This is a genomic window from Neorhizobium petrolearium, from assembly GCF_029854435.1.
In the GTDB taxonomy this organism is placed as follows: Bacteria; Pseudomonadota; Alphaproteobacteria; order Rhizobiales; family Rhizobiaceae; genus Neorhizobium; species Neorhizobium petrolearium.
The window spans coordinates 1,830,683-1,855,639 of record NZ_CP123000.1 but is presented as its reverse complement, the minus strand read 5'-3'; the positions used below and the strand labels follow the sequence as shown (position 1 = coordinate 1,855,639).

The 24,957-nt window shown below is 60.2% G+C and carries 26 protein-coding genes; 17 read left to right on the top strand and 9 right to left on the bottom strand.

Annotated features, from left to right (window positions below; genetic code table 11):
• Positions 1-2: 2 nt before the first annotated feature.
• Together QEO92_RS09510 and QEO92_RS09505 are read right to left on the bottom strand one after the other, a co-directional pair.
• Positions 3-956 carry an AAA family ATPase gene (locus QEO92_RS09510; protein WP_227702842.1) on the bottom strand — a complete coding sequence of 318 codons (954 nt, stop codon included), beginning with the start codon at positions 954-956 and terminating at the stop codon, positions 3-5.
• A gap of 24 nt (positions 957-980) precedes the next feature.
• Positions 981-1,670 carry a flavin reductase gene (locus QEO92_RS09505; protein WP_320443016.1) on the bottom strand — a complete coding sequence of 230 codons (690 nt, stop codon included), beginning with the start codon at positions 1,668-1,670 and terminating at the stop codon, positions 981-983.
• Between QEO92_RS09505 and QEO92_RS09500 the strand changes: the two genes are divergently transcribed.
• The 4 genes from QEO92_RS09500 to purB all read left to right on the top strand — a co-directional run bounded on the left by QEO92_RS09500 (position 1,648) and on the right by purB (position 5,596).
• Entirely contained in the window at positions 1,648-2,721 is a 1,074-nt protein-coding gene (locus QEO92_RS09500; RefSeq protein ID WP_227702841.1) for a branched-chain amino acid ABC transporter substrate-binding protein, read from the top strand. The genes QEO92_RS09505 and QEO92_RS09500 overlap by 23 nt on opposite strands.
• 59 nt (positions 2,722-2,780) lie before the next feature.
• Positions 2,781-3,470 (top strand): ribulose-phosphate 3-epimerase, encoded by a 690-nt coding sequence (rpe, locus tag QEO92_RS09495; RefSeq protein ID WP_037146758.1) that lies wholly within the window; start codon positions 2,781-2,783, stop codon positions 3,468-3,470.
• A complete protein-coding gene (locus QEO92_RS09490) occupies positions 3,467-4,216 on the top strand; it encodes a DUF2259 domain-containing protein (RefSeq protein WP_227702840.1) in 750 nt (249 codons plus the stop codon). Before rpe ends, QEO92_RS09490 begins: the two co-directional genes overlap by 4 nt.
• A gap of 75 nt (positions 4,217-4,291) precedes the next feature.
• The gene (gene purB / locus QEO92_RS09485) at positions 4,292-5,596 is read left to right on the top strand and encodes an adenylosuccinate lyase (RefSeq protein WP_227702839.1); all 1,305 of its coding nucleotides are present in this window, start codon (positions 4,292-4,294) and stop codon (positions 5,594-5,596) included.
• A 74-nt stretch (positions 5,597-5,670) separates the two neighbouring features.
• On the opposite strand, the gene QEO92_RS09480 is transcribed toward purB, so the two are convergent.
• Positions 5,671-6,519: a DUF2189 domain-containing protein gene (locus QEO92_RS09480; protein WP_052182678.1), complete on the bottom strand. Its 849-nt coding sequence runs from the start codon at positions 6,517-6,519 to the stop codon at positions 5,671-5,673.
• 258 nt (positions 6,520-6,777) lie between these two features.
• Here QEO92_RS09480 and QEO92_RS09475 point away from each other — a divergent pair, with 258 nt between their 5' ends.
• Both QEO92_RS09475 and QEO92_RS09470 read left to right on the top strand, forming a co-directional pair.
• Positions 6,778-7,332, top strand: a complete 555-nt coding sequence (locus tag QEO92_RS09475; protein ID WP_227702838.1) for an RBBP9/YdeN family alpha/beta hydrolase — start codon at positions 6,778-6,780, stop codon at positions 7,330-7,332.
• Between the two features lie 123 nt (positions 7,333-7,455).
• Positions 7,456-10,014, top strand: a complete 2,559-nt coding sequence (locus QEO92_RS09470; protein WP_227702837.1) for a sensor domain-containing protein — start codon at positions 7,456-7,458, stop codon at positions 10,012-10,014.
• A gap of 111 nt (positions 10,015-10,125) precedes the next feature.
• Here the strand turns inward: QEO92_RS09470 and QEO92_RS09465 are convergent, their stop codons facing one another.
• Positions 10,126-10,440 (bottom strand): DUF1476 domain-containing protein, encoded by a 315-nt coding sequence (locus tag QEO92_RS09465; protein ID WP_037146750.1) that lies wholly within the window; start codon positions 10,438-10,440, stop codon positions 10,126-10,128.
• Between the two features lie 158 nt (positions 10,441-10,598).
• Entirely contained in the window at positions 10,599-10,913 is a 315-nt protein-coding gene (locus tag QEO92_RS09460; RefSeq protein ID WP_227702836.1) for a DUF1476 domain-containing protein, read from the bottom strand.
• A gap of 247 nt (positions 10,914-11,160) precedes the next feature.
• On the opposite strand from QEO92_RS09460, the gene purC reads away from it, so the two are divergent.
• The 11 genes from purC to QEO92_RS09405 all read left to right on the top strand — a co-directional run bounded on the left by purC (position 11,161) and on the right by QEO92_RS09405 (position 19,151).
• Positions 11,161-11,925, top strand: a complete 765-nt coding sequence (gene purC, locus QEO92_RS09455) for a phosphoribosylaminoimidazolesuccinocarboxamide synthase (RefSeq protein ID WP_037146748.1) — start codon at positions 11,161-11,163, stop codon at positions 11,923-11,925.
• Positions 11,926-11,941: 16 nt separating this feature from the next.
• On the top strand, positions 11,942-12,184 hold the full coding sequence (gene purS / locus QEO92_RS09450; protein WP_037146747.1) for a phosphoribosylformylglycinamidine synthase subunit PurS: 243 nt from the start codon (positions 11,942-11,944) through the stop codon (positions 12,182-12,184).
• A 17-nt stretch (positions 12,185-12,201) separates the two neighbouring features.
• Entirely contained in the window at positions 12,202-12,459 is a 258-nt protein-coding gene (locus QEO92_RS09445) for a hypothetical protein (protein ID WP_037146745.1), read from the top strand.
• The gene (gene purQ / locus QEO92_RS09440) at positions 12,456-13,136 is read left to right on the top strand and encodes a phosphoribosylformylglycinamidine synthase subunit PurQ (RefSeq protein ID WP_227702835.1); all 681 of its coding nucleotides are present in this window, start codon (positions 12,456-12,458) and stop codon (positions 13,134-13,136) included. Before QEO92_RS09445 ends, purQ begins: the two co-directional genes overlap by 4 nt.
• 56 nt (positions 13,137-13,192) lie before the next feature.
• Positions 13,193-13,588 (top strand): hypothetical protein, encoded by a 396-nt coding sequence (locus QEO92_RS09435; RefSeq protein ID WP_052182677.1) that lies wholly within the window; start codon positions 13,193-13,195, stop codon positions 13,586-13,588.
• Positions 13,589-13,805: 217 nt separating this feature from the next.
• Positions 13,806-14,354: an acyloxyacyl hydrolase gene (locus QEO92_RS09430; RefSeq protein ID WP_037146743.1), complete on the top strand. Its 549-nt coding sequence runs from the start codon at positions 13,806-13,808 to the stop codon at positions 14,352-14,354.
• Between the two features lie 161 nt (positions 14,355-14,515).
• Positions 14,516-16,723, top strand: a complete 2,208-nt coding sequence (gene purL, locus QEO92_RS09425; protein ID WP_227702834.1) for a phosphoribosylformylglycinamidine synthase subunit PurL — start codon at positions 14,516-14,518, stop codon at positions 16,721-16,723.
• Between the two features lie 129 nt (positions 16,724-16,852).
• Positions 16,853-17,089, top strand: a complete 237-nt coding sequence (locus QEO92_RS09420) for a BolA/IbaG family iron-sulfur metabolism protein (RefSeq protein ID WP_037146739.1) — start codon at positions 16,853-16,855, stop codon at positions 17,087-17,089.
• Between the two features lie 8 nt (positions 17,090-17,097).
• Positions 17,098-17,328, top strand: coding sequence for a hypothetical protein (locus QEO92_RS09415; RefSeq protein WP_227702833.1), 231 nt, complete (start codon positions 17,098-17,100; stop codon positions 17,326-17,328).
• Between the two features lie 148 nt (positions 17,329-17,476).
• Positions 17,477-17,812: a Grx4 family monothiol glutaredoxin gene (grxD, locus tag QEO92_RS09410; protein ID WP_037146737.1), complete on the top strand. Its 336-nt coding sequence runs from the start codon at positions 17,477-17,479 to the stop codon at positions 17,810-17,812.
• A gap of 133 nt (positions 17,813-17,945) precedes the next feature.
• Positions 17,946-19,151, top strand: coding sequence for a multidrug effflux MFS transporter (locus QEO92_RS09405; RefSeq protein WP_037146735.1), 1,206 nt, complete (start codon positions 17,946-17,948; stop codon positions 19,149-19,151).
• Positions 19,152-19,188: 37 nt separating this feature from the next.
• On the opposite strand, the gene QEO92_RS09400 is transcribed toward QEO92_RS09405, so the two are convergent.
• From QEO92_RS09400 to recA, 4 genes are all read right to left on the bottom strand, one after another.
• Positions 19,189-20,013, bottom strand: coding sequence for an inositol monophosphatase family protein (locus QEO92_RS09400; protein ID WP_037146734.1), 825 nt, complete (start codon positions 20,011-20,013; stop codon positions 19,189-19,191).
• A 29-nt stretch (positions 20,014-20,042) separates the two neighbouring features.
• Complete coding sequence (gene ttcA / locus QEO92_RS09395; protein WP_037146732.1) at positions 20,043-20,909, bottom strand: tRNA 2-thiocytidine(32) synthetase TtcA; 867 nt, start codon at positions 20,907-20,909, stop codon at positions 20,043-20,045.
• A 52-nt stretch (positions 20,910-20,961) separates the two neighbouring features.
• Positions 20,962-23,622 (bottom strand): alanine--tRNA ligase, encoded by a 2,661-nt coding sequence (alaS, locus tag QEO92_RS09390; protein ID WP_227702832.1) that lies wholly within the window; start codon positions 23,620-23,622, stop codon positions 20,962-20,964.
• Between the two features lie 181 nt (positions 23,623-23,803).
• Complete coding sequence (gene recA, locus QEO92_RS09385) at positions 23,804-24,892, bottom strand: recombinase RecA (protein WP_037146730.1); 1,089 nt, start codon at positions 24,890-24,892, stop codon at positions 23,804-23,806.
• Positions 24,893-24,957: the final 65 nt, after the last annotated feature.

Sequence of the window (24,957 nt, the reverse complement as noted above, 5' to 3'; positions counted from 1 at the left end):
CCCTATCCCGCCGCCAGAAGTTCCGCCTTGACCTCATTGAGCACCCGCTCGCCCTCACCTCCCCTGATGCGGGCGATGTCGTCCTGGTATTTCAGGAGCGTGCCGAGCGTGTCGGCAATCGTTTCCGGATCGAGCGCGATGCGGTCTAGTTCGGTCAGCGCCGTCGCCCAGTCGATAGTCTCCGCCACGCCCGGATTCTTGAAGAGATCGAGCGTCCTGAGCTTCTGCACATACGCGACGACCTGTCGCGACAGCGTCTCGGCGCATTGCGGTACCTTGCGGCGGATGATTTCCAGCTCCTGCGCCGCATTGGGATAATCGACCCAGTGGTAGAGGCAGCGGCGCTTCAACGCATCGTGGATTTCGCGGGTGCGGTTGGTGGTGATGATGACGACCGGCGGCTCGGCGGCCTTGATCGTACCGAGTTCCGGGATCGTCACCTGGAAATCCGAGAGCACTTCCAACAGGAAAGCTTCGAAAGCCTCGTCGGTGCGGTCGAGTTCGTCGATCAGGAAGACCGGCGCCGGTCCGCCCGCCTGCCCCAGCGCCTGCAGCACCGGCCGGCGGATCAGATGGCGTTCGGAAAACAGATCGGCCTCAAGCCGCTCGCGATCCTCGATACCCGTCGCTTCCGCAAGCCGGATGTCCAGCATCTGTGCCGGATAATTCCATTCGTAGACGGCAGACGAAATGTCGAGGCCCTCGTAACACTGGAGGCGGATCAGCGGCCGCCCCAGCGCTCTGGCGAGCGTCTTGGCGATCTCCGTCTTGCCGACGCCTGCCTCGCCTTCGAGAAAAAGCGGCCGTTTCATCTTCAGCGCCAGGAAGATCACTGTCGCGAGCGATCGGCCGGCAAGATAATCCTCTTTGCTCAAGAGCGAGATCGTCTCGTCGATCGACCGAGGGATCGATTGGGGAATAGAGGTGGGCAAAGTGCCCGTTTTCCCATCCGGCATATTCATACCCTTTCAAACGGCGTTCTAGAGCGTGCGAAAACCCCGGTCCAGATAGATGAGCGACGGTGCCTCCGGGCCGAAATGGATGGCTTTCACCTCGCCGAACATAACAAAATGCGTCGAGACATGCTTGATGTCGGTCAGCCGGCAATCGAAGCTCACCACGGCGTCGGCGAGCACCGGCGCACCCGTCGCAAGCGTTGTCCAGGTTCCCAGTGCGAAACGTTCTCCCGCCGGCACGCCGCTCAAACCAGCAAAGGCTGTCGCGAGTGCTTGATGACTGGCGGCCAGCGAATTCAATGCGAATATGCCGCTCCTTTCGAAGATCGCGTTATTGGCATTGCTGTGATTGAGGCATACCAGCACGGTCGGCGGATTATCCGAGGCGGAGCACGCTGCGGTCACCGTCACGCCGCGCCGAACCCCTTCGAATTCCGTCGTCACCACCTGAACATGGCCGGCATAACGCGCCATACCGTTGCGATAGATAGCGGGATCGGGAAAAGTCTGGTCCGACAAAGGCATCTCATAAAAGCACCGAGGACAATCGCAGCCCCCTTTTTTGAGATATGGTAGCAAAGATGCTTGATGTCCACGTCCATTGCGGCTTTTTACCATCGCCGGCCGATTCTCTTTGACGGCGGCGACGAGAAGGCTAAATGTGGCCTGAGGTTGAATGCCAGAGCAAAGCATGACAGCACGACGTTTCATCATCGCCGGCCTGCTGGCTTCGCTTGTCGGATGCGGATCGGCATCGGCTGCGGTGATCGGCGTCGTGGCGCCGCGCTCCGGCCCGTATGCCTCTCTCGGCGCCCAGATCGTTCAGGGCGCACGTGCTGCAGCCGAGGCGGCAGGCGATACGGTTGTCGAGGTGGATGAAAGCTGTGATGAAAGCAGTGGTGCTGCCGTCGCCAGGAGCCTTGTGGACGCCAGGGCCGCTGCGGCGATCGGTTTCCTCTGCGTCGAAACCCTTACCACCGCGCTGCCGCAATTGAAGGCGGAGCAGATCCCGGCCATCAGTATTTCCGTCCGCTCGAAAATCCTCATGGAGGACGCCTCGCGCAACGGCTGGCCCTTCTTCCGCATGGCGCCGGTCGAAGGCGACGAGGCGGAAAAGCTTGCCGAAATCATTCTCGACCTCTGGAAGGCCGAGCCGATCGCGCTCGTCGACGACGGCACGATCTACGGCCGCGAGTTGGCCAGCGCCATTCGCCAACAACTGGAGCCGATGGGAATCACGCCGGTCTTTACCGACACCTTCCGCCCCGGTCAGGAGCAACAGGTGGCGCTGGTACGCCGCCTCGCCAAGGCGGGCGCCACGCATGTCTTCGTCGGTGGCGACCGCAACGACATGGCGATCATCGCCCGCGATGCGGTATCGGAGGGCATCCCGTTGACATTGATCGGCGGCGACACGCTTCGTGCCGCCAACCGGCCTGTGCCGTTGCGTGACGGCGTGCTCGCGGTAGCGCTTCCCGATTATGCGACCCTGCCCTCGGCTGCTGCTGCGATCACGGCGCTGCAGACAAGGAATATCGATCCCGATGGCTATGTGCTGCCGGCCTATGCCGCGGTAGAAGTCGTGCATCAGGCAATATCGAGGGCTGGCAACAGGCCAGCGACCGCGGCAATCGCCAGCGGCTCCTTCAATGCGGCCATAGGCCCGATCGCCTTCGGTGTCGACCAGGAACTGAAGGAGAATCCATTCCGCCTGCTCGAATGGCGCGGATCGGCCTTCGCCCTCTCGCATCCGGCAACCGAGTGACGATTGTTCATGAAGCCTGCCGGTGCTAAGTGGCGGGGAAAACCGGAGCTCTTTCGACCATGACCCCAGCCACGCCCTTGGCGATCCGAATCGCACCTTCCATCCTCGCCGCCGATTTTTCCAAACTCGGACAGGAGGTGCGCGACGTCATCGAAGCCGGCGCCGATTGGGTGCATCTCGACGTGATGGACGGTCATTTCGTGCCGAACATCTCCTTTGGTCCCGATGTCATCAAGTCGCTCCGGTCCTATACCAAGGCCTTCTTCGACTGCCACCTGATGATTTCGCCGGCCGATCCCTATCTCGAAGCCTTCGCGAAGGCAGGCTGCGACGGGATTACGGTGCATGCGGAAGCAGGCCCGCACCTGCATCGGTCGCTGCAGACGATCCGCGCGCTCGGCAAGAAGGTGGGCGTCACACTCAACCCGGCAACACCGCTTTCCGTTCTCGAAAACGTGTTGGATGACATCGACCTGATCCTGATCATGAGCGTCAATCCGGGCTTCGGCGGCCAGAAGTTCATTCCCGCGATGGTGGAGAAGATCCGCACTGCGAAGGCAATGATCGGCAGCCGGCCGATCGAGCTCGAAGTCGACGGCGGCATCACCGCAGAAACGATCGCAGCAGCAACCGCTGCCGGCGCGAATGTCTTCGTCGCGGGTTCTGCGGTTTACAAAGGCGAGGGAATCGCGGCCTATCGGGAAAATATCGCGCGGCTGAAAGCTGCGGCGGAGGATGGACGCAGATGACATTGCGCTTGCGATCTTCGGTTCCTGCCTGTGCGGCGATGTTCTTCGCCGGTTCCACATCCGCAGCCGATATCGCCAGCATCCACCCCATCGGCTTTTCCACCGACGGCCAGATCTTCGCCTATGAGGAATACGGCATTCAGGATGGCTCCGGTTTTCCCTATGCCAATATCCATGTGCTCGATCTCACCAAGGACACCTATCTGCCGGGAACGCCCTTCCGGGTGCGCCTTGAAGAGGACGACGCGACGATAGGCAAAGCCCGCTGGAAGGTTCAAAACGATGCGGAAGTGGTGATTGAGGCTCATGAACTCGCCAATCATCCAGGCGAACTCGTCGCGTTCAATCCGATCACCGAAGTCGACAACGATCCTCACCGGCTGCGCTACCGCAGCGTGGCCGTCGTGCCTTCCGTCGGTGAACCCAACACGCTCGTACTTGAGGAAATCCCGCAACCGCATGATCCGCGCTGCGAAGGCCTGGTCGAAAGAAACGTTTCGCTCCGCCTGCATTTTAGCGAACGGGATGGAAAGCCGGTAGATGACATGGTTCACGAGGACCAGCGCATCCCCTCCTCGCGCGGCTGCGTTAGCGGCTATCGCTTGGGCGGTATCGTCACCGGCGTCGTTCCCGGTGGAGCCCGGATCGAGGTCGCCCTCATCATGGTTTTCAGCGCCGGTTTCGAGGGGCAGGACGGCCGCTGGATTGCCATTCCGATCAAAACAGCAAGTCCTGACCTGCGTTGAGACGCCTGCAAACTTGAGCTTGCTCGCACTTCTTGCTACAGCGGCGCCGAACACCATTGAGAAAGCCGAAAGCCCATGATCCCCCGCTATTCGCGGCCCGAAATGGTCGCCATCTGGTCGCCCGAAACGAAATTCCGCATCTGGTTCGAGATCGAAGCGCATGCCTGCGATGCACTGGCTGCGATTGGCGTGATCCCGAAATCGGCCGCCGAGACCATCTGGGAAAAAGGCGGCAAGGCTCAGTTCGACGTTGCCCGCATCGATGAGATCGAGGCCGTCACCAAGCATGACGTCATCGCCTTCCTGACCCATCTTGCCGAATTCGTCGGTCCCGACAGCCGTTTCATCCACCAGGGCATGACCTCGTCCGACGTGCTCGATACCTGTTTCAACGTGCAGCTCGTGCGGGCGACGGACATTCTGCTTGCCGATATCGACAGGCTTCTCGAAGCGCTGAAGCGTCGCGCCTTCGAGCACAAGGACACGGTCACGATCGGCCGCAGCCACGGTATCCATGCGGAGCCGACGACCTTCGGCGTGAAGCTCGCCCAGGCCTATGCGGAATTCGACCGCAACAAGACCCGCCTCATGGAGGCCCGCGACGAGATTGCGACCTGTGCTATTTCCGGCGCCGTCGGCACCTTCGCCAATATCGATCCACGCGTCGAGGAGCATGTCGCGGCCGCCATGGGTCTGAAACCGGAGCCGGTCTCGACGCAGGTCATCCCGCGCGACCGGCACGCCATGTTCTTCGCCACCCTTGGTGTCATCGCCTCGTCGATCGAGCGACTGGCTGTCGAAATCCGCCACCTGCAGCGCACCGAGGTGCTGGAGGCAGAGGAATATTTCTCACCGGGCCAGAAGGGTTCCTCGGCCATGCCGCACAAGCGCAATCCGGTGCTCTCCGAAAACCTGACGGGGCTTGCCCGCATGGTCCGCTCCTATGCCATCCCGGCCATGGAGAATGTTGCGCTGTGGCATGAGCGGGATATTTCCCACTCCTCCGTCGAACGCATGATCGGCCCGGACGCCACGATCACGCTCGATTTCGCGCTCGCGAGATTGACCAGCCTGATCGATAAGCTGCTCGTCTATCCGGAAAACATGATGAAGAATATGAACAAGTTCCGCGGGCTTGTTCATTCGCAGCGTGTGCTGCTTGCGCTGACGCAAGCCGGGGTTTCCCGCGAAGACGCCTACCGGCTCGTGCAACGCAACGCCATGAAGGTCTGGGAAGAGGGCAAGGATTTCCTCGAGGAACTTCTCGCCGATCCGGAAGTCCGTGCGGCACTCTCAGAACAGGATATCCGCGAAAAGTTCGACCTCGGCTACCATACCAAGCATGTCGACACGATCTTCAAGCGCGTCTTCGGGGAATGACGGAAGCTGTTTGACGATGGACGCCGCCGGCTGTTCCGGCGGCGTTTCCATATGACTTGCCTGGAAGCTACGGATCAGGCTTGACCGTTGGTAAGATCATCAATCCTGCGGGGTGACCGGATGGAGATATCAGGAGCCACAAGCTTGCGATAGAGGTGCCAGGTCGCGTGGCCGAGGATTGGCATGATGACAGCAAGGCCGGCGAAGATCGGTATGGTTCCGATGACCAGCAGAGCTGCGACGATCAGCCCCCAGAGCGCCACGGGCACCGGATTGGCCAGCGTGGCCCGGACACTCGTGTCGATGGCTGCTACCGCTCCGACGTCCCGGTCCAGCAGTAGCGGAAATGCCACCACCGTCGTCGCCAGCACGACCACCGCAAAGAGGAAGCCGGCGAGATTGCCCCACAGGATCAGCGCCATGCCCTGCGGCGTCGTCAGGACCTCGTTGAGGAAGGACGAGATGGAGGTTGGAGCCACGTCGCCGAAATAGGCGGTGTAGATCGCCTGCGCCACCAGCAACCAGGATATAAACAGCACGAATAGCAGGAAGCCGACGGCGATGATCGACGGCAACGCCGGCGATTTGAGCACACTGAAGGCATGTCGCCATGAGCTGTCCTCGCCGCGCTCGCGGCGGCGGCTGATTTCATAAAGCCCGATTGCCGCAAGAGGCCCCAGCAAGGCGAACCCGGACATCAGCGGGAAGAGCAGCGGCAGCAGGTTGGCGCCGGAGCTCCAGACCATCAGGAACACACCCGCGAGCGGATAGATCAGACACAAGAACACGTAATGTGAAGGCTTCTCGCGGAAGTCGTTCCAGCCCAGGCTCAGGGCGTCCATAATGTCGGCTACACCGATCTTGCGAACGACCGGACGGACAAAACTGCTGTCTGCACCGGCCATGACATGAAATGTCGTCATAAGGATTCTCCTCCTAGACCCGTCACGGTTCCGCGTTCCCCCATACGCAAAGAACAACGTGGTGGCAGTTCCGATATGGATTCCGCCAAACTGAGCGGAATCGACGATGCATCGATCCACCCGACCACCGTAAGACGTTCGACTAAGAAGAGGCCGACACGCTTCCTCGGCAACCGGCAAAGGAAGTCTAGCAAATTTTGCAGCTTCTGTCGCCTCTTGCCTTGACTTCGAACGCGTTGCTCCTCAAATCGCGCCATCATGAAAGCATCCGAAGCCGATATCCTGATCATCCCCGGCTATACCAATTCCGGACCCAACCACTGGCAGACGCGCTGGCGATCAAAGCTCTCCACCGCCCGCCGTGTGGAGCAGGCGGAATGGTCAAAGCCCGTCCGGGACGATTGGGTCGCTCGCGTCGCCGAAGAGGTCAATGCCTCGATTCGTCCGGTCGTGCTGGTCGCCCATTCCCTCGGCATACCGTCCGCGATCCATGCTATTCCGCTGTTCAATAAGCGCGTCGCCGGCGCCTTCTTTGTGGCGCCGCCCGAGGTGGACAATCCGGAGATCCGGCCCAGGCACCTGATGACCTTCGGCCCTTATCCGCGCGATCCCCTGCCCTTTCCCTCACTGACGGTCGCCAGTCGCAACGACCCGTTCGGCTCGTTCGAACATGCCGACGACATCGCCTCGGCCTGGGGCTCACTCTTCATCGATGCTGGAGAAGCGGGCCATATCAATGCTGAATCCGGCCATGGCCCCTGGCCGGAGGGCACCATGGTCTTTGCACAGTTCCTCAGCCGTCTGAAACCATGACGAGACGATATCTCGTCATGCCCTTGTTGAATTCAGAGGCGGCAATTCGAACGACAATCTTAAGCTGAACTTAATCGGCATTTGCTAAAGTTTTCGCTCATTCGTAGTGAGCCAGGCCCGCCGATGCCGTCAAACGTTCTCTCACGCCGTTTAAACTCCAGTTCAGGAGACGACACCGGCGTTGTAGCGTTGGCCTTGGAAGCTCTTCCTTTCCCGATCGCAGTCATCGATCACGCCGGCGCGCTTTTGGCGGCAAACGCACCATTTCGACGCGATTGGATCGGAAGCGCGGCCGCGACGACCAGCTTTTCGAACCTGTTTGATCCTGAAGGACGCGCGGAGATCGACGAGAAGCTCCTGCAATTGCGCAACGGCTCCTCCTCCGAACTTCTGGAATTGCGGGTCGCCCGGGCGGAGGGGCCTACGCGATGGGCGCTGGTCCATTTGGCTCCGCTTGCACGAAATCCGAAAAACCAGCCACTGCTCTTCGTGCATATCACCGACGTCACCGAGCGAAGACAGCATGTCGAAGAGCTTGCGGAGCGCGAAACCCGCTGGAACAACGCCCTTGTCAGTTCCGTCTCAGGGGTATGGGACCATAACTATGCAACCGGCCAGAAATACTATTCCCCGGTGTGGCGTCAGATTCGCGGAATGTCACCTGAGGATCCGCTTGCCGCCTCCACGCAGGCATGGCTGGAACTCGTGCATCCCGAAGACCGGGAGCGGGTCGCCCACGCAATAGAGCGGCAGAACGCGGGCGACCCGGCCTATGCAGTGTTCGAATATCGCGAGCGCCACAAGCAAGGCCATTGGATCTGGATCGAATGTCGCGGCGCTTGCGTCGAATGGGATGCGAGCGGCAAGGCCACGCGTGTGGTGGGCACGGATACGGATATCACCGCGCGCAAGGCGGCCGAAGAGGCGATGGCAAAGATGTCCCGCCGGCTCGACATGGCCCTCGAAATTTCCGGCATCGGCGTCTACGAATGCGACTTCGACACCGGCGAGGTGGACTGGGATGAGCAGATGTTCCGGATTTATGGCCTGGAAAAAAGCGAAGAGGTCGTCATCGGTGGCCTATGGGAAAGCTTTCTGCATCCGGAGGACGCGGAGCGCGTGCAAGCCAACGTCGAGAAGCATATCCGGGATCAGAAGCGTTTCTCCGATGAATACCGGATCATCCTGCGCGACGGTTCTGAGCGCACCATCCGCACCCAGACCATGTCCTTTACCGACGGCACCGGCCATCAGAAGATGGTCGGCGCCAATTGGGACGTTACCGCTGACGTGATACTCCGTCGCGAGCTCGAACGGGCCAAGACCCTTGCCGAGGCACGCAACCGGGAGCTTGAAGCCGCGCGCAGCCGCATTGAGCACAACGCGATGCACGACTACCTGACCGATCTGCCGAACAGGCGTTACCTGGACGAGATGCTGGAGCGTGTGGCAGCGGAATGCACCCGTCACGGACAGGGCATTGCCATCCTTCATATCGATCTCGATCGTTTCAAGCAGATCAACGACACACTCGGCCACAGCGCCGGCGACATGATGCTGAAGCATGCGGCGAAGGTCTTGAAAGAGACGATCCGGAAAGGAGATTTCGTGGCCCGCATCGGCGGCGACGAATTCGTCATCCTTTCGAAATTCCAGGGATCGCCGCGAAGGCTCTCAAATCTTGCCGAACGGATCATCAAGGAATTGCGCAAGCCGGTTTCGTATGAGGGTCATGATTGCCGTTTCGGCGCCAGCATCGGCATCGCTTGTGAGATGGGGGCAAATGTCGATGCCCGCCAGCTCCTGCTGAATGCCGATATTGCGCTCTACCGAGCCAAGAAGCGCGGCCGCAACCGGCACGAATTCTTTTCGGCGGATACGCAGAACGAGATCATCAGCACCAAACGGATGTCGGACGAGATCCTGCTCGGTCTCGAACGCGATGAATTCGTCCCTTTCTACCAGCTCCAGTTCGACGCCGCGACGCTGGAAATTGCCGGGGTCGAGACGCTTGCCCGCTGGATGCATCCGGAGCACGGTATGCTGCCGCCGGACCAGTTCCTGGAGACCGCCGAAGAACTGGATGCGGTCTCGTTGATCGACGGAATGATCCTTCAAAAAGCGCTGGCGGATTTCCGCGAGTGGAGACAGCAGGGCCTTGAGATTCCGAAGCTCTCGGTCAATGTCTCCTATCGCCGCCTTCACGATGCAGCACTGTCGCGCAAGCTCGAGGCACTGAAGATCGAACCGGGTATGGTATCGTTCGAGCTCCTGGAGTCGATCTTCCTCGATGATTGTGACGACGGCGTGCTGAAGAACCTGGCGCGGCTTAGAAAGCTCGGCATCGATATAGAGATCGACGATTTCGGCACCGGTCACGCCTCCATCATAAGCCTGCTCAGGCTAAACCCACGAGCCCTCAAGATAGACCGGGAGCTGGTGCGGCTCGTTTCGCAATCCCAGGAACAGCGAAAGCTGATAGGTTCGATCGTCGAGATCGGCAAATCCTTGAATATCCGGGTCATCGCCGAAGGCGTCGAAACCTTTGAACAGATCCGCATCCTGCGCGATCTCGGCTGCGACGTGCTGCAGGGTTATGCGCTTGCAAGGCCGATGCCCCGCTCCGGAATTCCCGGCTTCATCCGTTCGGGTCGCGGACGTCTCGGCGAGGTCTCCGCTTAACGAGACCGCCGCAAAGCTCCGCCCACCTGCTGCTTCCTCGATCTTTCCCGCATAAGGAAAGCCGAGCCCGGTCGGGCTCGGCTTTCTTTCGTATCAAAGAACACGGAACGCTTACTGGTTTTCGATCTGATTGACCGCCTCGGCGAGCAGTTCGATCATTTTTGTACGAATGTCCTGGTCGGAGATGGCAACGCCGGCCGCATCAAGATCGCCGCGCAGCTTGCGGAAGACATCCTCATCGCCGGCTTCCTCGAAATCGGCGATGACGACCTCTTTCGCATAGGTTTCCGGATCCGTCTTGCCGAGCAGGCCGGCAGCCCAAAGGCCAACGAGCTTGTTGCGGCGGGCAAGCGCCTTGAACTTCAATTCCTGGTCCAGGGCGAACTTGTTTTCGAAAGCTCTTTCGCGATCGCTGATGCCGCTCATCTCGGGTCTCCCAAAAGTGGACTTTGTGACTGGACCCCTTAATCAAAAGACGCGCGAAGTGCAATCGGCGGCGCTTCGATTCCAGCACAAACGAATTGACGGATGCAAACTATTCAAGGAATGGCGCCAATGTTCCTCCAGCCTTGCTGGCGTCAGCCTCAAGCGGTCTGCATCTCCTTGACGACTTCAATGAGAAGATCGTGCATCTTCGCCTGCAACTGCCCGTCGGTTACAGCGATGCCGGCTGCGTCGAAATCATGACGCAATTTGGTGGCTATGTCGTGCGAAGTCTTGTCGTCGAGGGTGAAGGATACTAGATCCTGAGCATAACCGCCGGCATCGGCCACGCCGAGCAGTGATGCGGCCCAAAGGCCCATCAGCTTGTTACGACGGGCTTCCGCACGAAACTGGAAGGACTGATCGTAGGCGAATTTATCTTCAAGGGCTCTGCCCCGTTCGCGAAGAGCATACATTATGAAATCCCTGCTTTTTACTGGTTATGACTGTCCTTTTCTTGAGGACGCGGTCATTGCTACAGAAAAAGCTTCAAAAATCCGTGTAAGCTGACGATGAATGATTCTTCATTGCTTTTCGTCAAGTCCCCCTCTGCCCACAAGCTTTTGGAGGCCTGCATTGTGAAACCCGTTCTTTTCCGATAAGGGACCGCTCAAACATCATCCATTGCGCCCGCGAGGGGCGCCAACAACGAGACAAGAAACCATGAACCGTCGCCGCCGTATTTACGAAGGCAAGGCCAAGATCCTGTATGAAGGCCCCGAACCCGGCACACTAATTCAGTTCTTCAAGGACGACGCCACTGCCTTCAACAAGAAGAAACATGACGTCATCGACGGCAAGGGCGTTCTCAACAACCGCATCTCTGAATACATCTTCACCCATCTCAACAAGATCGGCATCCCGACGCATTTCATTCGCCGGCTGAACATGCGCGAGCAGCTCATCAAGGAAGTTGAGATGATCCCGCTCGAGATCGTCGTGCGCAATGTCGCCGCCGGCTCGCTCTCGACCCGTCTCGGCATCGAGGAAGGCACGGTTCTGCCGCGCTCGATCATCGAATTCTATTACAAGTCCGATGTGCTTGCCGATCCGATGGTCTCCGAAGAGCACATCACCGCTTTCGGCTGGGCCAATCCGGCCGAGCTTGACGACATCATGGCGCTTGCCATCCGGGTCAACGACTTCCTGTCCGGCCTCTTCCTCGGCGTCGGCATCCAGCTCGTCGATTTCAAGATCGAATGCGGCCGCCTGTTCGAAGGCGACATGATGCGCATCATCCTCGCCGATGAGATCTCGCCGGACAGCTGCCGTCTATGGGATATCGAGACCAAGGAAAAGATGGACAAGGATCGCTTCAGGCGCGACCTGGGAGGGCTTCTGGAGGCCTATTCGGAAGTCGCACGCCGTCTTGGCATCATCAACGAAAACGAGCCGATCCGCGGGATGGGGCCGGTTCTCGTCAAGTAATTCAGGGGGTAGATCAGTGATCAAGGCACGCGTGACAGTCACGCTCAAGAACGGCGTTCTCGACCCGCAAGGAAAGGCGATCGAAGGCGCGCTCGGCAGCCTCGGCTTTTCCGGCGTCGGTCATGTGAGACAGGGCAAGGTCTTCGACATCGAGCTCGACAGCGCCGACAAGGCCAAGGCGGAAGCCGATCTGAAAGCCATGTGCGAGAAGCTTCTGGCAAACACGGTGATCGAGAACTATACTATCGCCCTCGACTGACGGTTGCGGAGCGCGTGATGGCTGAAATCACGAATGAACTGATGTATGAACTCATGAAGCGAATGCATGCAGACATTGCGGATGTGAAGCTTGGTCAACGCGAGCTGAAAGCTGAAATGAACGCAATGCGCGGCACTATGATCTCGATGCAGCAAGACATTCACAATATCTACACGACGCTGTCCAGACACGAAACGCGCCTTGATCGGATAGAAAACCGCCTCGAATTGCGTGAGCTCGCGGAGGCACAAGCAAGGTTTGAACCGCACCCATGAGATCCGCCGTCGTCCAGCTTCCCGGCCTCAATCGCGATCGCGACATGATTGCCGCACTCACCAAGATTTCCGGCAAAGTACCGGTCACCGTCTGGCAGACGGAAACCGAAATCCCGGATGATGTCGATCTGATCGTCATTCCGGGCGGTTTTTCCTACGGCGACTATCTGCGCTGCGGTGCGATTGCAGCTCGCATGCCGATCATGCAGGCGATCAAGGAGAAAGCTGACAAGGGAGTAAAGGTTCTCGGCGTCTGCAACGGCTTCCAGATCCTCGTCGAAGCCGGCATGCTGCCCGGCGCCCTGATGCGCAACGCTTCGCTGAAATTCGTCTGCAAGGAAGTGAAGCTCGAAGTGGTTAATGCGGAGACGGATTTTACGCGGGCCTATGAAAAGGGGCAGATCATCCGCTGCCCGGTCGCCCACCATGACGGCAACTATTTTGCCGATGCCGAAACCCTGGCTTCCATGGAAGGCAATGGCCAGATTGTCTTCCGCTATGCCGAAGGCACCAATCCGAACGGCTCCTTGAACGACATTGCGGGCGTCATAAACAGCCGCGGGAATGTCCTCGGCATGATGCCGCACCCGGAAAACCTGATCGAGGCGGCCCATGGCGGCAATGACGGTCGTGGTCTGTTCGCCTCGGCGCTCGATGTGGTTGCGGCCGCCGCTTAACCCTCTGGTCATCTGCCTCGACCAAAGAGCGCCGTAAATCACGCCAGGACGTTTCGATGCCGTTTTCCATACGCCTTCCCGCCCTCTTTTCCCTCGTTCTCGCGGGCATGGCCCTTTCGGCCTGTCAATCAGGACGGGAAGCCGCGGCACCCAATCGCGCCGCGCTCCCGACCATGGAGCGAGTGGCGCTCGCCGCCAATACCTGCTGGTTCAAGTCGGGCGATGCAACATTCAAACCCTATCGGCTGGCGCCGGAACTCAATTCCTTCTCCGGACGGCCGCGCATCCTCGCCGTTCCGCGCAACAGCCCGGAATCCCGCCCGGTGCTGGTCGTACAGGCGGAAGGAAGCCCCGCGCGCCTCGACGTGTTCGGTCCGTTAATGACCGGGGCCGAAGGAGAGCGAATCAAGCGGGACGTCCTGCGCTGGGCGAACGGCGCGAACGGCTGCTGATATTCGCCATCAACGTTCGCGCCTTCAGGTACAGCCTGTTGCAGGTCTGCACCGCTTTTCCGAATTTTCACATCTTTTTGCCATAAGTCATAACGCCGCCTAAACGCCTGCTGGACGCCCCCCGAGCCCCATTGTACCAATTCGTCCCTGGAGACGGTCGGTCGCATAACGCGGATCGTGCCGGCCGCGAGCAGCGGCAATTGTGAGGGCGATGTTAATGAAGAAGGCATTTTTCGGCTCTGTCATCGGGACAATCATCGCCACTTCGGCGATGTCTTCCTCGGCATTCGCCCAGGAACACCTGCTCGATGAAGTCCGTATCGGCGTTTCCGGCTCGATTCAGGCGAAAAGCACCTTCGAGCCCGGCGCATTCCCGTCAGCCACGGTCTTCTTCGACCCCTTCGACCAGCGCCATGCCCAGAGCTTCCTCGACCATATGCTGCGTCCGAGGGTGCATCTCGGTGCGATTGTCTCGACGGCTGGGGAAGCCAGCCAGGTCTATGCCGGCTTCACGTGGACGGCTCCCCTGACCGACAAGTTCTTCATCGATCTCGGCTTCGGCGGCGCGATCAACAATGTCGACGACGACAACGACGGGCCGCAGGTCGGCTGCAGCGTCCTTTTCCACGAGTCGGCTGCCCTTGGTTACAACATCACCGAAAACTGGCGCGTTCTGGCGACCATCGAGCACTCTTCCAACGCCGGTCTTTGCGACGACAACGATGGACTGTCCTACGCAGGCATCTCGGTCGGTTATAAATTCTGATCGGATCAGATACCATTTTTTGAAAGCGCCGGTTTTTTCCGGCGCTTTTTGTTTTCGCCGCCAGGATGTCGTAACATTCAGCAGCAGCATTTTCCTGTCGCGCCCCCGCGCCACTTAGGTTAAAGAGCGCCAAAGCTTGGCCCTTCAATCCAGAGAAGAACATGACCATTCCGAACAGCATCGCGATCACTCCCGAACTCGTCGCTTCGCATGGCCTGAAGCCGGACGAGTATCAGCGGATCCTCGATCTGATCGGCCGCGAGCCGACCTTTACGGAACTCGGCATCTTCTCGGCCATGTGGAACGAACACTGCTCCTACAAGTCATCGAAGAAATGGCTGCGCACCCTGCCGACCAAGGGACCGCGCGTCATCCAGGGACCAGGCGAGAATGCCGGCGTCGTCGATATCGATGACGGCGATTGCGTCGTCTTCAAGATGGAGAGCCACAACCACCCCTCCTATATCGAGCCTTATCAGGGTGCGGCGACGGGAGTGGGAGGTATCCTGCGCGACGTCTTCACCATGGGCGCACGTCCGATCGCGGCGATGAACGCTCTGCGGTTTGGCGCTCCCGATCATCCGAAGACCAAGCACCTGGTCTCCGGTGTCGTCGCCGGCGTCGGCGGCTACGGCAACTCGTTCGGCGTGCCGACCGTCGGCGGCGAAGTGGAATTCGACCCGCGTTATAACGGCAACATCCTCGTCAATGCCTTTGCAGCCGGCCTCGCGCGTACCGATGCGATCTTCTACTCCAAAGCGGAAGGCGTCGGCCTGCCGGTCGTCTACCTTGGCGCCAAGACGGGCCGCGACGGCGTCGGCGGTGCCACGATGGCGTCTGCCGAGTTCGATGAATCGATCGAGGAGAAGCGCCCCACCGTTCAGGTCGGCGATCCTTTCACCGAAAAGTGCCTGCTCGAAGCCTGCCTCGAACTGATGGCGACCGGAGCGGTGATCGCGATCCAGGACATGGGTGCCGCAGGACTCACCTGCTCGGCTGTCGAAATGGGTGCCAAGGGCGACCTCGGCATTGAGCTCGACCTCGACAAGGTGCCGGTGCGCGAAGACCGCATGAGCGCTTATGAGATGATGCTTTCGGAGAGCCAGGAGCGCATGCTCATGGTGCTGAAGCCGGAGAAGGAAGAGGAAGCAGAGGCGATCTTCGTCAAATGGGGCCTCGATTTCGCGATCGTCGGCAAGACGACCGACGACCTGCGCTTCCGCATCCTGCACCAGGGCGAAGAAGTGGCGAACCTGCCGATCAAGGAGCTTGGGGATCAGGCGCCCGAATATGACCGGCCATGGATCCAGTCGAACGGCCGCGCCCCCCTGCCCGCATCCCAGGTTCCGGCACCGGCCGATTACAACGCGGCGCTGTTGAAGCTGATCGGTTCGCCCAACCAGTCCAGCCGACGCTGGGTCTGGGAACAGTATGACACGCTGATCCAGGGCAATTCTCTGCAGCGCCCGGGCGGTGATGCCGGCGTCGTGCGCGTCGACACCCATCCCAGCAAGGCGCTCGCTTTCTCCTCGGACGTGACGCCGCGCTATGTCGAGGCCGATCCGTATGAAGGCGGCAAACAGGCGGTCGCCGAATGCTGGCGCAATCTCGTTGCGACCGGCGCCGAGCCGCTCGCTGCGACCGACAACCTCAATTTCGGCAATCCGGAAAAACCGGAGATCATGGGCCAGCTCGTCGGCGCCATCAAAGGCATAGGCGAAGCCTGTACCGCGCTCGATTTCCCGATCGTATCCGGCAACGTCTCCCTTTACAACGAAACGAACGGTGTCGCGATCCTGCCGACACCCACAATTGCCGGCGTCGGTCTCCTGCCCGATTGGCAGAAGATGACGCGGATAGGCTCGGCGCGAGAAGGCGACAAGCTGATCATGATCGGCACGGACGGCAGCCATCTCGGCTCTTCCGTCTATCTGCGCGACATCCTCGACACCATCGATGGCCCGCCTCCGGCCGTCGATCTCGCGGCCGAGCGTCGCCACGGCGATTTCGTCCGGTCCATCATCCGCAATGGTCAGGTGACCGCGTGCCACGATATCTCCTCCGGTGGTCTTGTGCTCGCGCTCGCGGAAATGGCCATGGCTTCCGGCAAGGGCTCGAAGGTGAGCTTGTCGGAGCAGCGCGGCCCTGCGCATGCCCTTCTTTTCGGTGAGGACCAGGCCCGTTACGTGATCGCCGTTCCGGCTGACCTAGCCAATTTCGTGCAGGCGAATGCGGAAAGTGCCGGCGTGCCCTTCCGCCCGCTCGGAACCGTTTCGGGCGACAGGCTGGCGATCGACGGTCTTATCGATCTACCGGTGGCTGAACTCGTCAAAGCCCATGAAGGCTGGTTCCCGACCTACATGGATTGATCCCGTGTTTTGCGGATGAGAAGCTGTCGATCGCGGCTCGCTCCCTCTTTGACCCGGGAGCGGCTTTGAGGCACTCTGTCCTCACAAAAGCTCGCGGTGAGTCCGTGAAAAGAAAAAGGGAAAAACATCATGCCTATGAGACCGGGTGAAATCGAGGATCTGATCAAGGCTGGCATTCCGGGAGCCAAGGTCACCATCCGGGATCTTGCCGGAGATGGCGATCATTACGCGGCCGAAGTGGTGGCCGAGCAGTTCCGCGGCAAGAGCCGCGTGCAGCAGCATCAGATGGTCTACGAGGCACTGAAAGGCAATATGGGCGGCGTCCTGCATGCGTTGGCATTGCAGACATCGGCCCCGACGGACTGAGACGATCCATGCCGAACCTGATCAACGAGATCGTCACAGGCATCGTCGAGAGCGCCATGAAGGAGCTTTTGGGGAAGTCGCATGGTCGCACGAGCACCAAGCGCAAGAAACGGCAGACCCGCTCCGCCACGTCGGGCCGCTTCGTCAGGAAGACCACTGCGCGGACCGCCAAACCCGCGAAGAAGCAGGTGAGCCGCCGGCGTACGACGGCAAGCCGCAGCAGCCAACGGAGCCGCTGAGCACAGGTGTGCCGCGCAGATAGCGTCAAAACCCGATGCCGATTGGCGTCTAGCCGACTATTCCGCTGGAATTCCCGGGGCTGCGTTGCTATTTAGGAGAAATGACGCAGCGCAGCGGCCCTTGAAACCGCGTGTGAAAGGATATGACATGAGCGGAGTTCACGAATTCATCGACAACGAAGTGAAGGCGAACGACGTAGTTCTCTTCATGAAGGGTACGCCCCAGTTCCCGCAGTGTGGTTTCTCTGGCCAAGTGGTGCAAATTCTCGATTACCTTGGCATCGACTACAAGGGCGTGAACGTGCTTGCCGACGCCGAAATCCGCCAGGGTATCAAGGACTATTCCAACTGGCCGACCATTCCGCAGCTCTATGTCAAGGGCGAGTTTGTCGGCGGTTGCGATATCATCCGCGAGATGTTCCAATCGGGTGAACTGCAGAATCATCTGCAGGAACAGGGCATCGCCGTCCGCGGCGCCGCCTGAATTCTTCCGGACCACCCGGTCCGGGTTTTATCGAAGACATTTTCAAGGCGCCGCTCCCAACGGCGCCTTTCCCATTGTTTAGGAAACCACTGTGACAAATCCTTCACAAACGGCCCCGGATCGCCTGCGCGCCATGGGCCGAGCCGAATTCATTGCGATGATGGCCATGCTGATGGCGCTCAACGCCCTGGCGATCGATATCATGCTTCCCGGCCTGGGCGAGATTGGCGCCTCGCTGGGCGTGGTGAACGAAAACCACCGCCAATATGTCGTTTCTTCCTATGTATTCGGGCTTGGTGCGGCGCAGATCCTGTATGGCCCGCTTTCGGACCGCTTCGGCCGCCGAAAGCCCATGCTCTTCGGCATTGCGGTCTATATTCTGTGTGCGATCGGCATCGTGGTCGTGCCTTCCTTCGGCGCAATGCTGGTGCTGCGTTTCATCCAGGGTGCCGGCGCCGCAGCAACCCGGGTCATCACCATCTCGATCGTCCGTGACGTCTATGGCGGCCGCGCCATGGCGGAGGTCATGTCGCTGATTATGATGGTCTTCATGATCGTGCCGATCATCGCGCCAGGCACCGGCCAGCTCATCATGTTCCTCGGTAACTGGCACCTGATCTTCGTATTCATCGCGATCGTTTCGCTCTGTATCGGCTTCTGGATGTATAGCCGCCTACCCGAGACGCTGGACGCTGCCGACGTTCGCCCCTTCACTGTCTCCTCGATCCTTGACGGCTTCCGGATCGTGCTGACCAATCGCATCGCCCTCTGCTACACGATCGCCAGCACATTCATCTTCGGCGCCCTGTTCGGCTTCATCAATTCGGCCCAGCAGATTTACGGGGGGATTTACCAGCTCGGCGTCTGGTTCCCGGTTGCATTCGCAGCCGTGGCCGTGTTCATGTCGACCGCTTCCTTCCTGAATGCCCGTTTCGTCGGCCGGTTCGGCATGCGCCGCCTGTCGCACGGCTCGCTCATCGGCTTCATCACCATCACCTTCCTGTGGATGCTGATGCAGGTTTTCGGGCCGCAGCCCATGCCGATCCTTCTGTTCCTGGTGTTTTTCTCGCTCGCCATGTTCCAGTTCGGCTGGATCGGCTCGAACTTCAACTCGCTGGCCATGGAGCCGCTCGGCCATGTGGCGGGCACCGCCTCTTCGGTGCTCGGCTTCATGAGCACGGTCGGCGGATCGGTGATCGGATTGGTGATCGGCCAGGCCTTCGACGGCACGGCCCTGCCGCTCGTCGCCGGCTTCTTCACCGTGTCCATTATCGGCCTGATTTTCGTTTTGATCGGCGAGAAGGGAAAACTCTTCCAGCCGCACAATCCGCGGATCTGAACAGCAAAAAGGCCGGAATAAATCCGGCCTTTTCCAATTAGGCTCCGATGATCTCGTTCCGCAGCATCTGCCAGCTTTCCTTGTCGGTGGCCAGCAGCAAACCGCCATCGACATGATGCGGCAGATAGGCTGAACCGTCGAAGCGCGCCGCATAACCGCCGGCCTCGGTCGCGATCAGCGTGCCGGCCAGATGATCCCAGGGCATCAGCTTGTTGTAGAGCACGAATTGCACATGGCCACCCGCAAAGGTGCGATATTCATGCGCCGAGCAGCGATAGCTCGAAAAGAAGCGTACCTTGGCAAGATTCCCCAGGATACGGTGGCGCATGTCACCGAAGAAATAGCCGGCTGAAGCCATGCCCACCATCGCATCCAGCGGCCGGGGTTGAGCCACGGAAAGACGGATTGCCTCCCCCTCAGGCCTTATCAGGAAAGCGCCGCCCCCCTTCTCCGCCATCACCCAGTCATCGCCCATCGGGTCATAGATGATGCCGGCGACCGTCTCGCCCTTCCAGACGATGGAGGCCATGACACCAAAAGCTGGAATGCCGGAAGCAAAGTTGAAGGTGCCGTCCACGGGATCGACAACGATCGCGAATTCCGCGTCGGCGAGCCTGCCAAGCAAGGCGGGGTCGGCGGCGACCGATTCCTCTCCGACGAACAATGCATCCGGAGCAATCGTTTCGAGCTCGCGCCGGATCAACCGCTCTGCCGCTTCATCTGCCTCCGTCACGAGGTCGGACGGTTCGCTTTTCGAGCGCACGTCGCCGTTTCCGAGCCGACGGAAGCGCGGCAGGATTTCGGATCTGGCAGCAAGGCGCAAGAGATCGGCAAGCTTCGTGACGTCGAGCGGAAGGGTCATCGTTATATCTCAGGTTCTGAAAGAGGAACTCAGGGTGACGGGTTGGTCTGCAGGCCGGCAAAATCGAAGAGTTTCGGATCAAGAAGATGGGACGGATTCACATGGGCGAGAGCGCGCAGCATCGCATCCTTGCGGCCGGGCATGCGTGCCTCGATCTCGCCAAGCATCTGCTTCATCGCATTGCGCTGCAAGCCGTCCTGCGAGCCGCAGAGATCGCAGGGGATGATCGGGAACTGCATGGCGGCGGCGAATTTCGCGAGATCGTCCTCGGCGCAATAGGCGAGCGGACGCAGCACCATCAGGTCGCCTTCGTCGTTCAGGAGCTTGGCCGGCATGCCTGCAAGACGGCCGCCGTGGAAGAAGTTCATGAAAAAGGTTTCAAGGATGTCTTCGCGGTGATGGCCGAGCACCAGCGCGTCGCACCTCTCCTCCCGCGCGATCCGGTAAAGATTGCCGCGGCGTAGCCTGGAACAGAGCGAGCAATAGGTGGCGCCTTCCGGCACCTTCTCCTTCACGATCGAATAGGTGTCGCGGTATTCGATCCGGTGCGTCACCCCGATCGAGGTCAGATAGTCCGGCAGGATGTGTTTCGGAAAATTCGGCTGGCCCTGATCGAGGTTGCAGGCGATCAGTTCGACCGGCAGAAGCCCGCGCCATTGCAGATCGAGCAGTACGGCGAGCAGCGAATAGGAATCCTTGCCGCCTGAAAGGCCAACCAGCCAGCGCTTCTGCCCTTTCAGCATCTGAAAGTCATCGAAAGCCTGGCGCACCTGCCGAAGCAGGCGCTTGCGCAGCTTGTTGAATGAGACCGAACTCGGCGCATCGCGGAACAATGCCGGCACCAGGCCATCGACGGCCTCATCCGGCTCATCCTCGATTCTGGCGTTCACACCCATTCGCCTTCCCTCAAAAACGGAGAAGCGGGCCTCGCCCGCTTCCTATATATCATCAGGCATCGAGCGCCGCTGCCACCGCCTCCAGCGCTTCGTCCGCCCTGGCTCCATCCGGACCACCCGCCTGAGCCATGTCCGGCCGTCCGCCGCCGCCTTTGCCGCCGAGGGCCGCGGAGGCGAGCCGCACCAGATCCACTGCGCTGAACCGGCCGGTCAGGTCCGGCGTCACCGCAACGACAGCACTTGCCTTGCCATCTTCCGACACACCGATCAGCGTTACGACGCCGGAGCCGAGGCTCACCTTGCCTTCATCGGCCAAACCCTTCAGATCCTTGGCATCGATGCCGGTGAGCGCCTTGCCCATGAATTTGATGCCGCCGATTTCGCGGACATCGCCGGCCGAGCCGCCCTGCCCGCCGCCCATGGCAAGCCGGCGCTTGGCATCGGCCAACTCTCTCTCAAGCTTACGCCGTTCGTCGATCAGCGCCTCGACGCGCGAAACGACCTCCGTCGGCTGTACCTTCAGCGCGCCAGCCAGCGTCTTCACCCGCTCGTCCTGCTCGGCGAGATAGGCGCGTGCCGCCTCGCCCGTCACCGCCTCGACACGGCGGACACCGGCGCCGACCGCGCTTTCGCCCAGAATGCGGACCAGGCCGATATCGCCGGTCGCATTCACGTGCGTGCCGCCACAAAGCTCGACCGAATAGGGCTTGCCGGACTTCGGTCCCTCGATGGCCCTGCCCATGGAAACGACGCGCACTTCGTCGCCGTATTTCTCTCCGAACAGCGCCATCGCGCCTTCCGCGATTGCATCGTCGACACTCATCAGGCGCGTGGTGACCGGCGCATTCTGAAGAACGATGGCATTTGCCATGTCTTCGACCTTCTGCAATTCCTCGCTGGTCATCGGCTTCGGATGCGAAACGTCGAAACGCAGGCGTTCCGGCGCGACCAGAGAACCCTTCTGCGCCACGTGCGTGCCGAGAACTTCGCGCAGCGCCTCATGCAACAGGTGGGTCGCCGAATGGTTCGACCGCAGGCGTGAGCGGCGACTGTGATCGACCGCCAGCGCCACGGCATCTCCGACCTTCAAGGTGCCATCGGCGACGATCGCGCTATGAACAAAAAGGCCCTCGCCCTTCTTCTGCGTATCAGAGACGTCCAGCCGGGCACTGTCCGTAGAGATTGCACCGGTATCGCCCATCTGGCCACCGGATTCCCCATAGAACGGTGTCTGATTGACGATCACCTGCACCTGATCACCAGCCGATGCGCTATCGACCGCCTTGCCGTCGCGGACGATCGCCTGGACGACGCCCTCCGCCGTCTCTGTGTCGTAACCCAGGAATTCGGTCGCACCGAACTTTTCCTTGAGTTCGAACCAGATCGTCTCGGTTGCCTTGTCGCCGGAGCCCGCCCAATGGGAGCGGGCTTCGGCCTTCTGGCGCTCCATGGCGTCGGTAAATCCTGAAATGTCGACACCGATTTCACGGGCGCGCAGCGCATCCTGGGTCAAGTCGAGCGGAAAGCCGTAGGTGTCGTAGAGCTTGAAGGCTGTTTCACCGTCGAGCATATCGCCCTTGTGAAGCGTGCTCGTTGCGTCGGACAGCAGCGAGAGGCCGCGTTCCAGCGTCTTGCGGAAGCGGGTCTCCTCGAGTTTCAACGTTTCGGAAATCAGGGCCTCGGCGCGCACCAGCTCCGGATAGGCGCGGCCCATCTGCTGGACGAGCGCCGGCAACAGTTTCCAAAGCAGCGGCTCCTTGGCGCCAAGCAACTCGGCATGACGCATGGCGCGGCGCATGATGCGGCGAAGCACATAACCGCGTCCTTCGTTGGACGGAAGCACGCCATCGGCGATCAGGAAAGCGGTGGACCGCAAGTGGTCGGCAATCACGCGATGGCTCGCGCGACGCTCGCCTTCCGCCTTGACGCCGGTTGCCTCCTCGGAGGCCGAAATCAGTGCGCGGAACAGGTCGATATCATAGTTGTCATGCTGCCCCTGCAAAACGGCCGCAACGCGCTCCAGACCCATGCCGGTGTCGATCGAAGGACGCGGCAGGTCGATGCGCTCCTCCTTCGTAACCTGCTCATATTGCATGAAGACGAGGTTCCAGATCTCGATGAAACGGTCGCCATCCTCCTCCGGCGAACCGGGAGGGCCGCCCCAGATATGCTCGCCATGGTCGTAGAAGATTTCCGAGCATGGACCGCAGGGGCCGGTATCGCCCATCGCCCAAAAATTGTCGCTGGTCGGGATGCGGATGATCTTCTCGTCGGCCAAGCCGGCGATCTTCTTCCACAGGCTGAAAGCATCGTCGTCCGTATGGTAGACGGTCACCAGAAGACGGTTGCGGTCAAGGCCGAATTCCTTGGTGATCAGGTTCCAGGCAAGCTCGATCGCACGCTCCTTGAAATAGTCGCCGAAGGAGAAATTGCCGAGCATTTCGAAGAAGGTATGGTGGCGTGCCGTATAGCCGACATTGTCGAGGTCGTTATGCTTGCCGCCGGCCCGCACGCATTTCTGTGCGGTCGCGGCCGTCGAATAAGAACGGGTCTCCAGACCGGTGAAGACGTTCTTGAACTGCACCATCCCGGCATTGGTGAACATCAGCGTCGGATCGTTGCGCGGCACCAGCGGACTGGAAGCCACGACTTCGTGTCCGTTCTTTCGGAAATAGTCGAGAAAGGTCGACCGAATTTCATTCACGCCGCTCATGCTACGCCCTTCTTCACCGCCGGATGCGGTCCGTTATTTGAAAACCAGAGGCTTGTATCGTCCGCACCCCCAACTGTCCAGCCGCACACCGCTCAACCAAACGAGAAACCGGCCGCGCATCTTTCGATTCGCGGCCGGCTATAAAGTAACCGAGGAGAAGCTCCAAACGCGACGGAACCGCCTACATTTCGGCGGCTTCGCCGCCGTCGTCCGCGTCGGGACCGCCATTCTGGAGGAAACGATCGGCGATGAGACCGGCATTCTGGCGAAGCGACATTTCGATCTCGCGGGCAAGTTCGGGATTGTCGCGCAGGAACGTCTTCGCGTTCTCGCGGCCCTGGCCGAGACGCTGGCTGTTATAGGAGAACCACGCACCCGATTTTTCGACGATGCCGGCCTTCACACCGAGATCAACGAGTTCGCCGGTCTTGGAAACGCCCTCGCCATACATGATGTCGAATTCCACCTGCTTGAAGGGAGGCGCCATCTTGTTCTTGACGACCTTGACGCGGGTCTGGTTGCCGACCACTTCCTCGCGTTCCTTGACCTGTCCGATGCGACGGATGTCGAGGCGAACCGAGGCATAGAATTTCAGCGCATTGCCGCCGGTCGTGGTTTCCGGCGAACCGAACATGACACCGATCTTCATGCGGATCTGGTTGATGAAGATGACCATGCAGTTGGAGCGCGAGATCGAGGCCGTCAGTTTGCGCAGCGCCTGACTCATCAGTCGCGCCTGCAAGCCCGGAAGGCTGTCGCCCATCTCGCCCTCGATTTCAGCACGCGGCGTCAGCGCCGCAACCGAATCGACGACGAGAACATCGACGGCACCGGAGCGCACCAGCGTATCGGTGATCTCGAGCGCCTGCTCGCCGGTATCGGGCTGGGAGATCAGGAGATTCTGGAGATCGACCCCGAGCTTGCGGGCATAGACCGGATCGAGTGCATGTTCGGCGTCGACAAAGGCGCAGATGCCGCCCTTCTTCTGGGATTCGGCGATCGTCTGCAGTGCGAGCGTCGTCTTGCCTGAGCTTTCAGGGCCATAGATCTCGACGATACGGCCCTTCGGCAGACCACCGATACCAAGCGCGATATCGAGACTGAGGGAGCCGGTCGAAACCGTCTCGATCTCGACGATGTTCTCGTTCGAGCCGAGCTTCATGATCGATCCCTTACCGAAGGATCGTTCGATCTGCGACAGTGCCGCCTCCAGCGCCTTGCTCTTGTCCACGCCTTTATCCTCTACGAGCCGCAAAGTATTCTGTGCCATATGATCCCACCTTTAGGTTATTGCCACCGCGCAAGCAATGAAGCAGCCGATAAAGATGATGTACA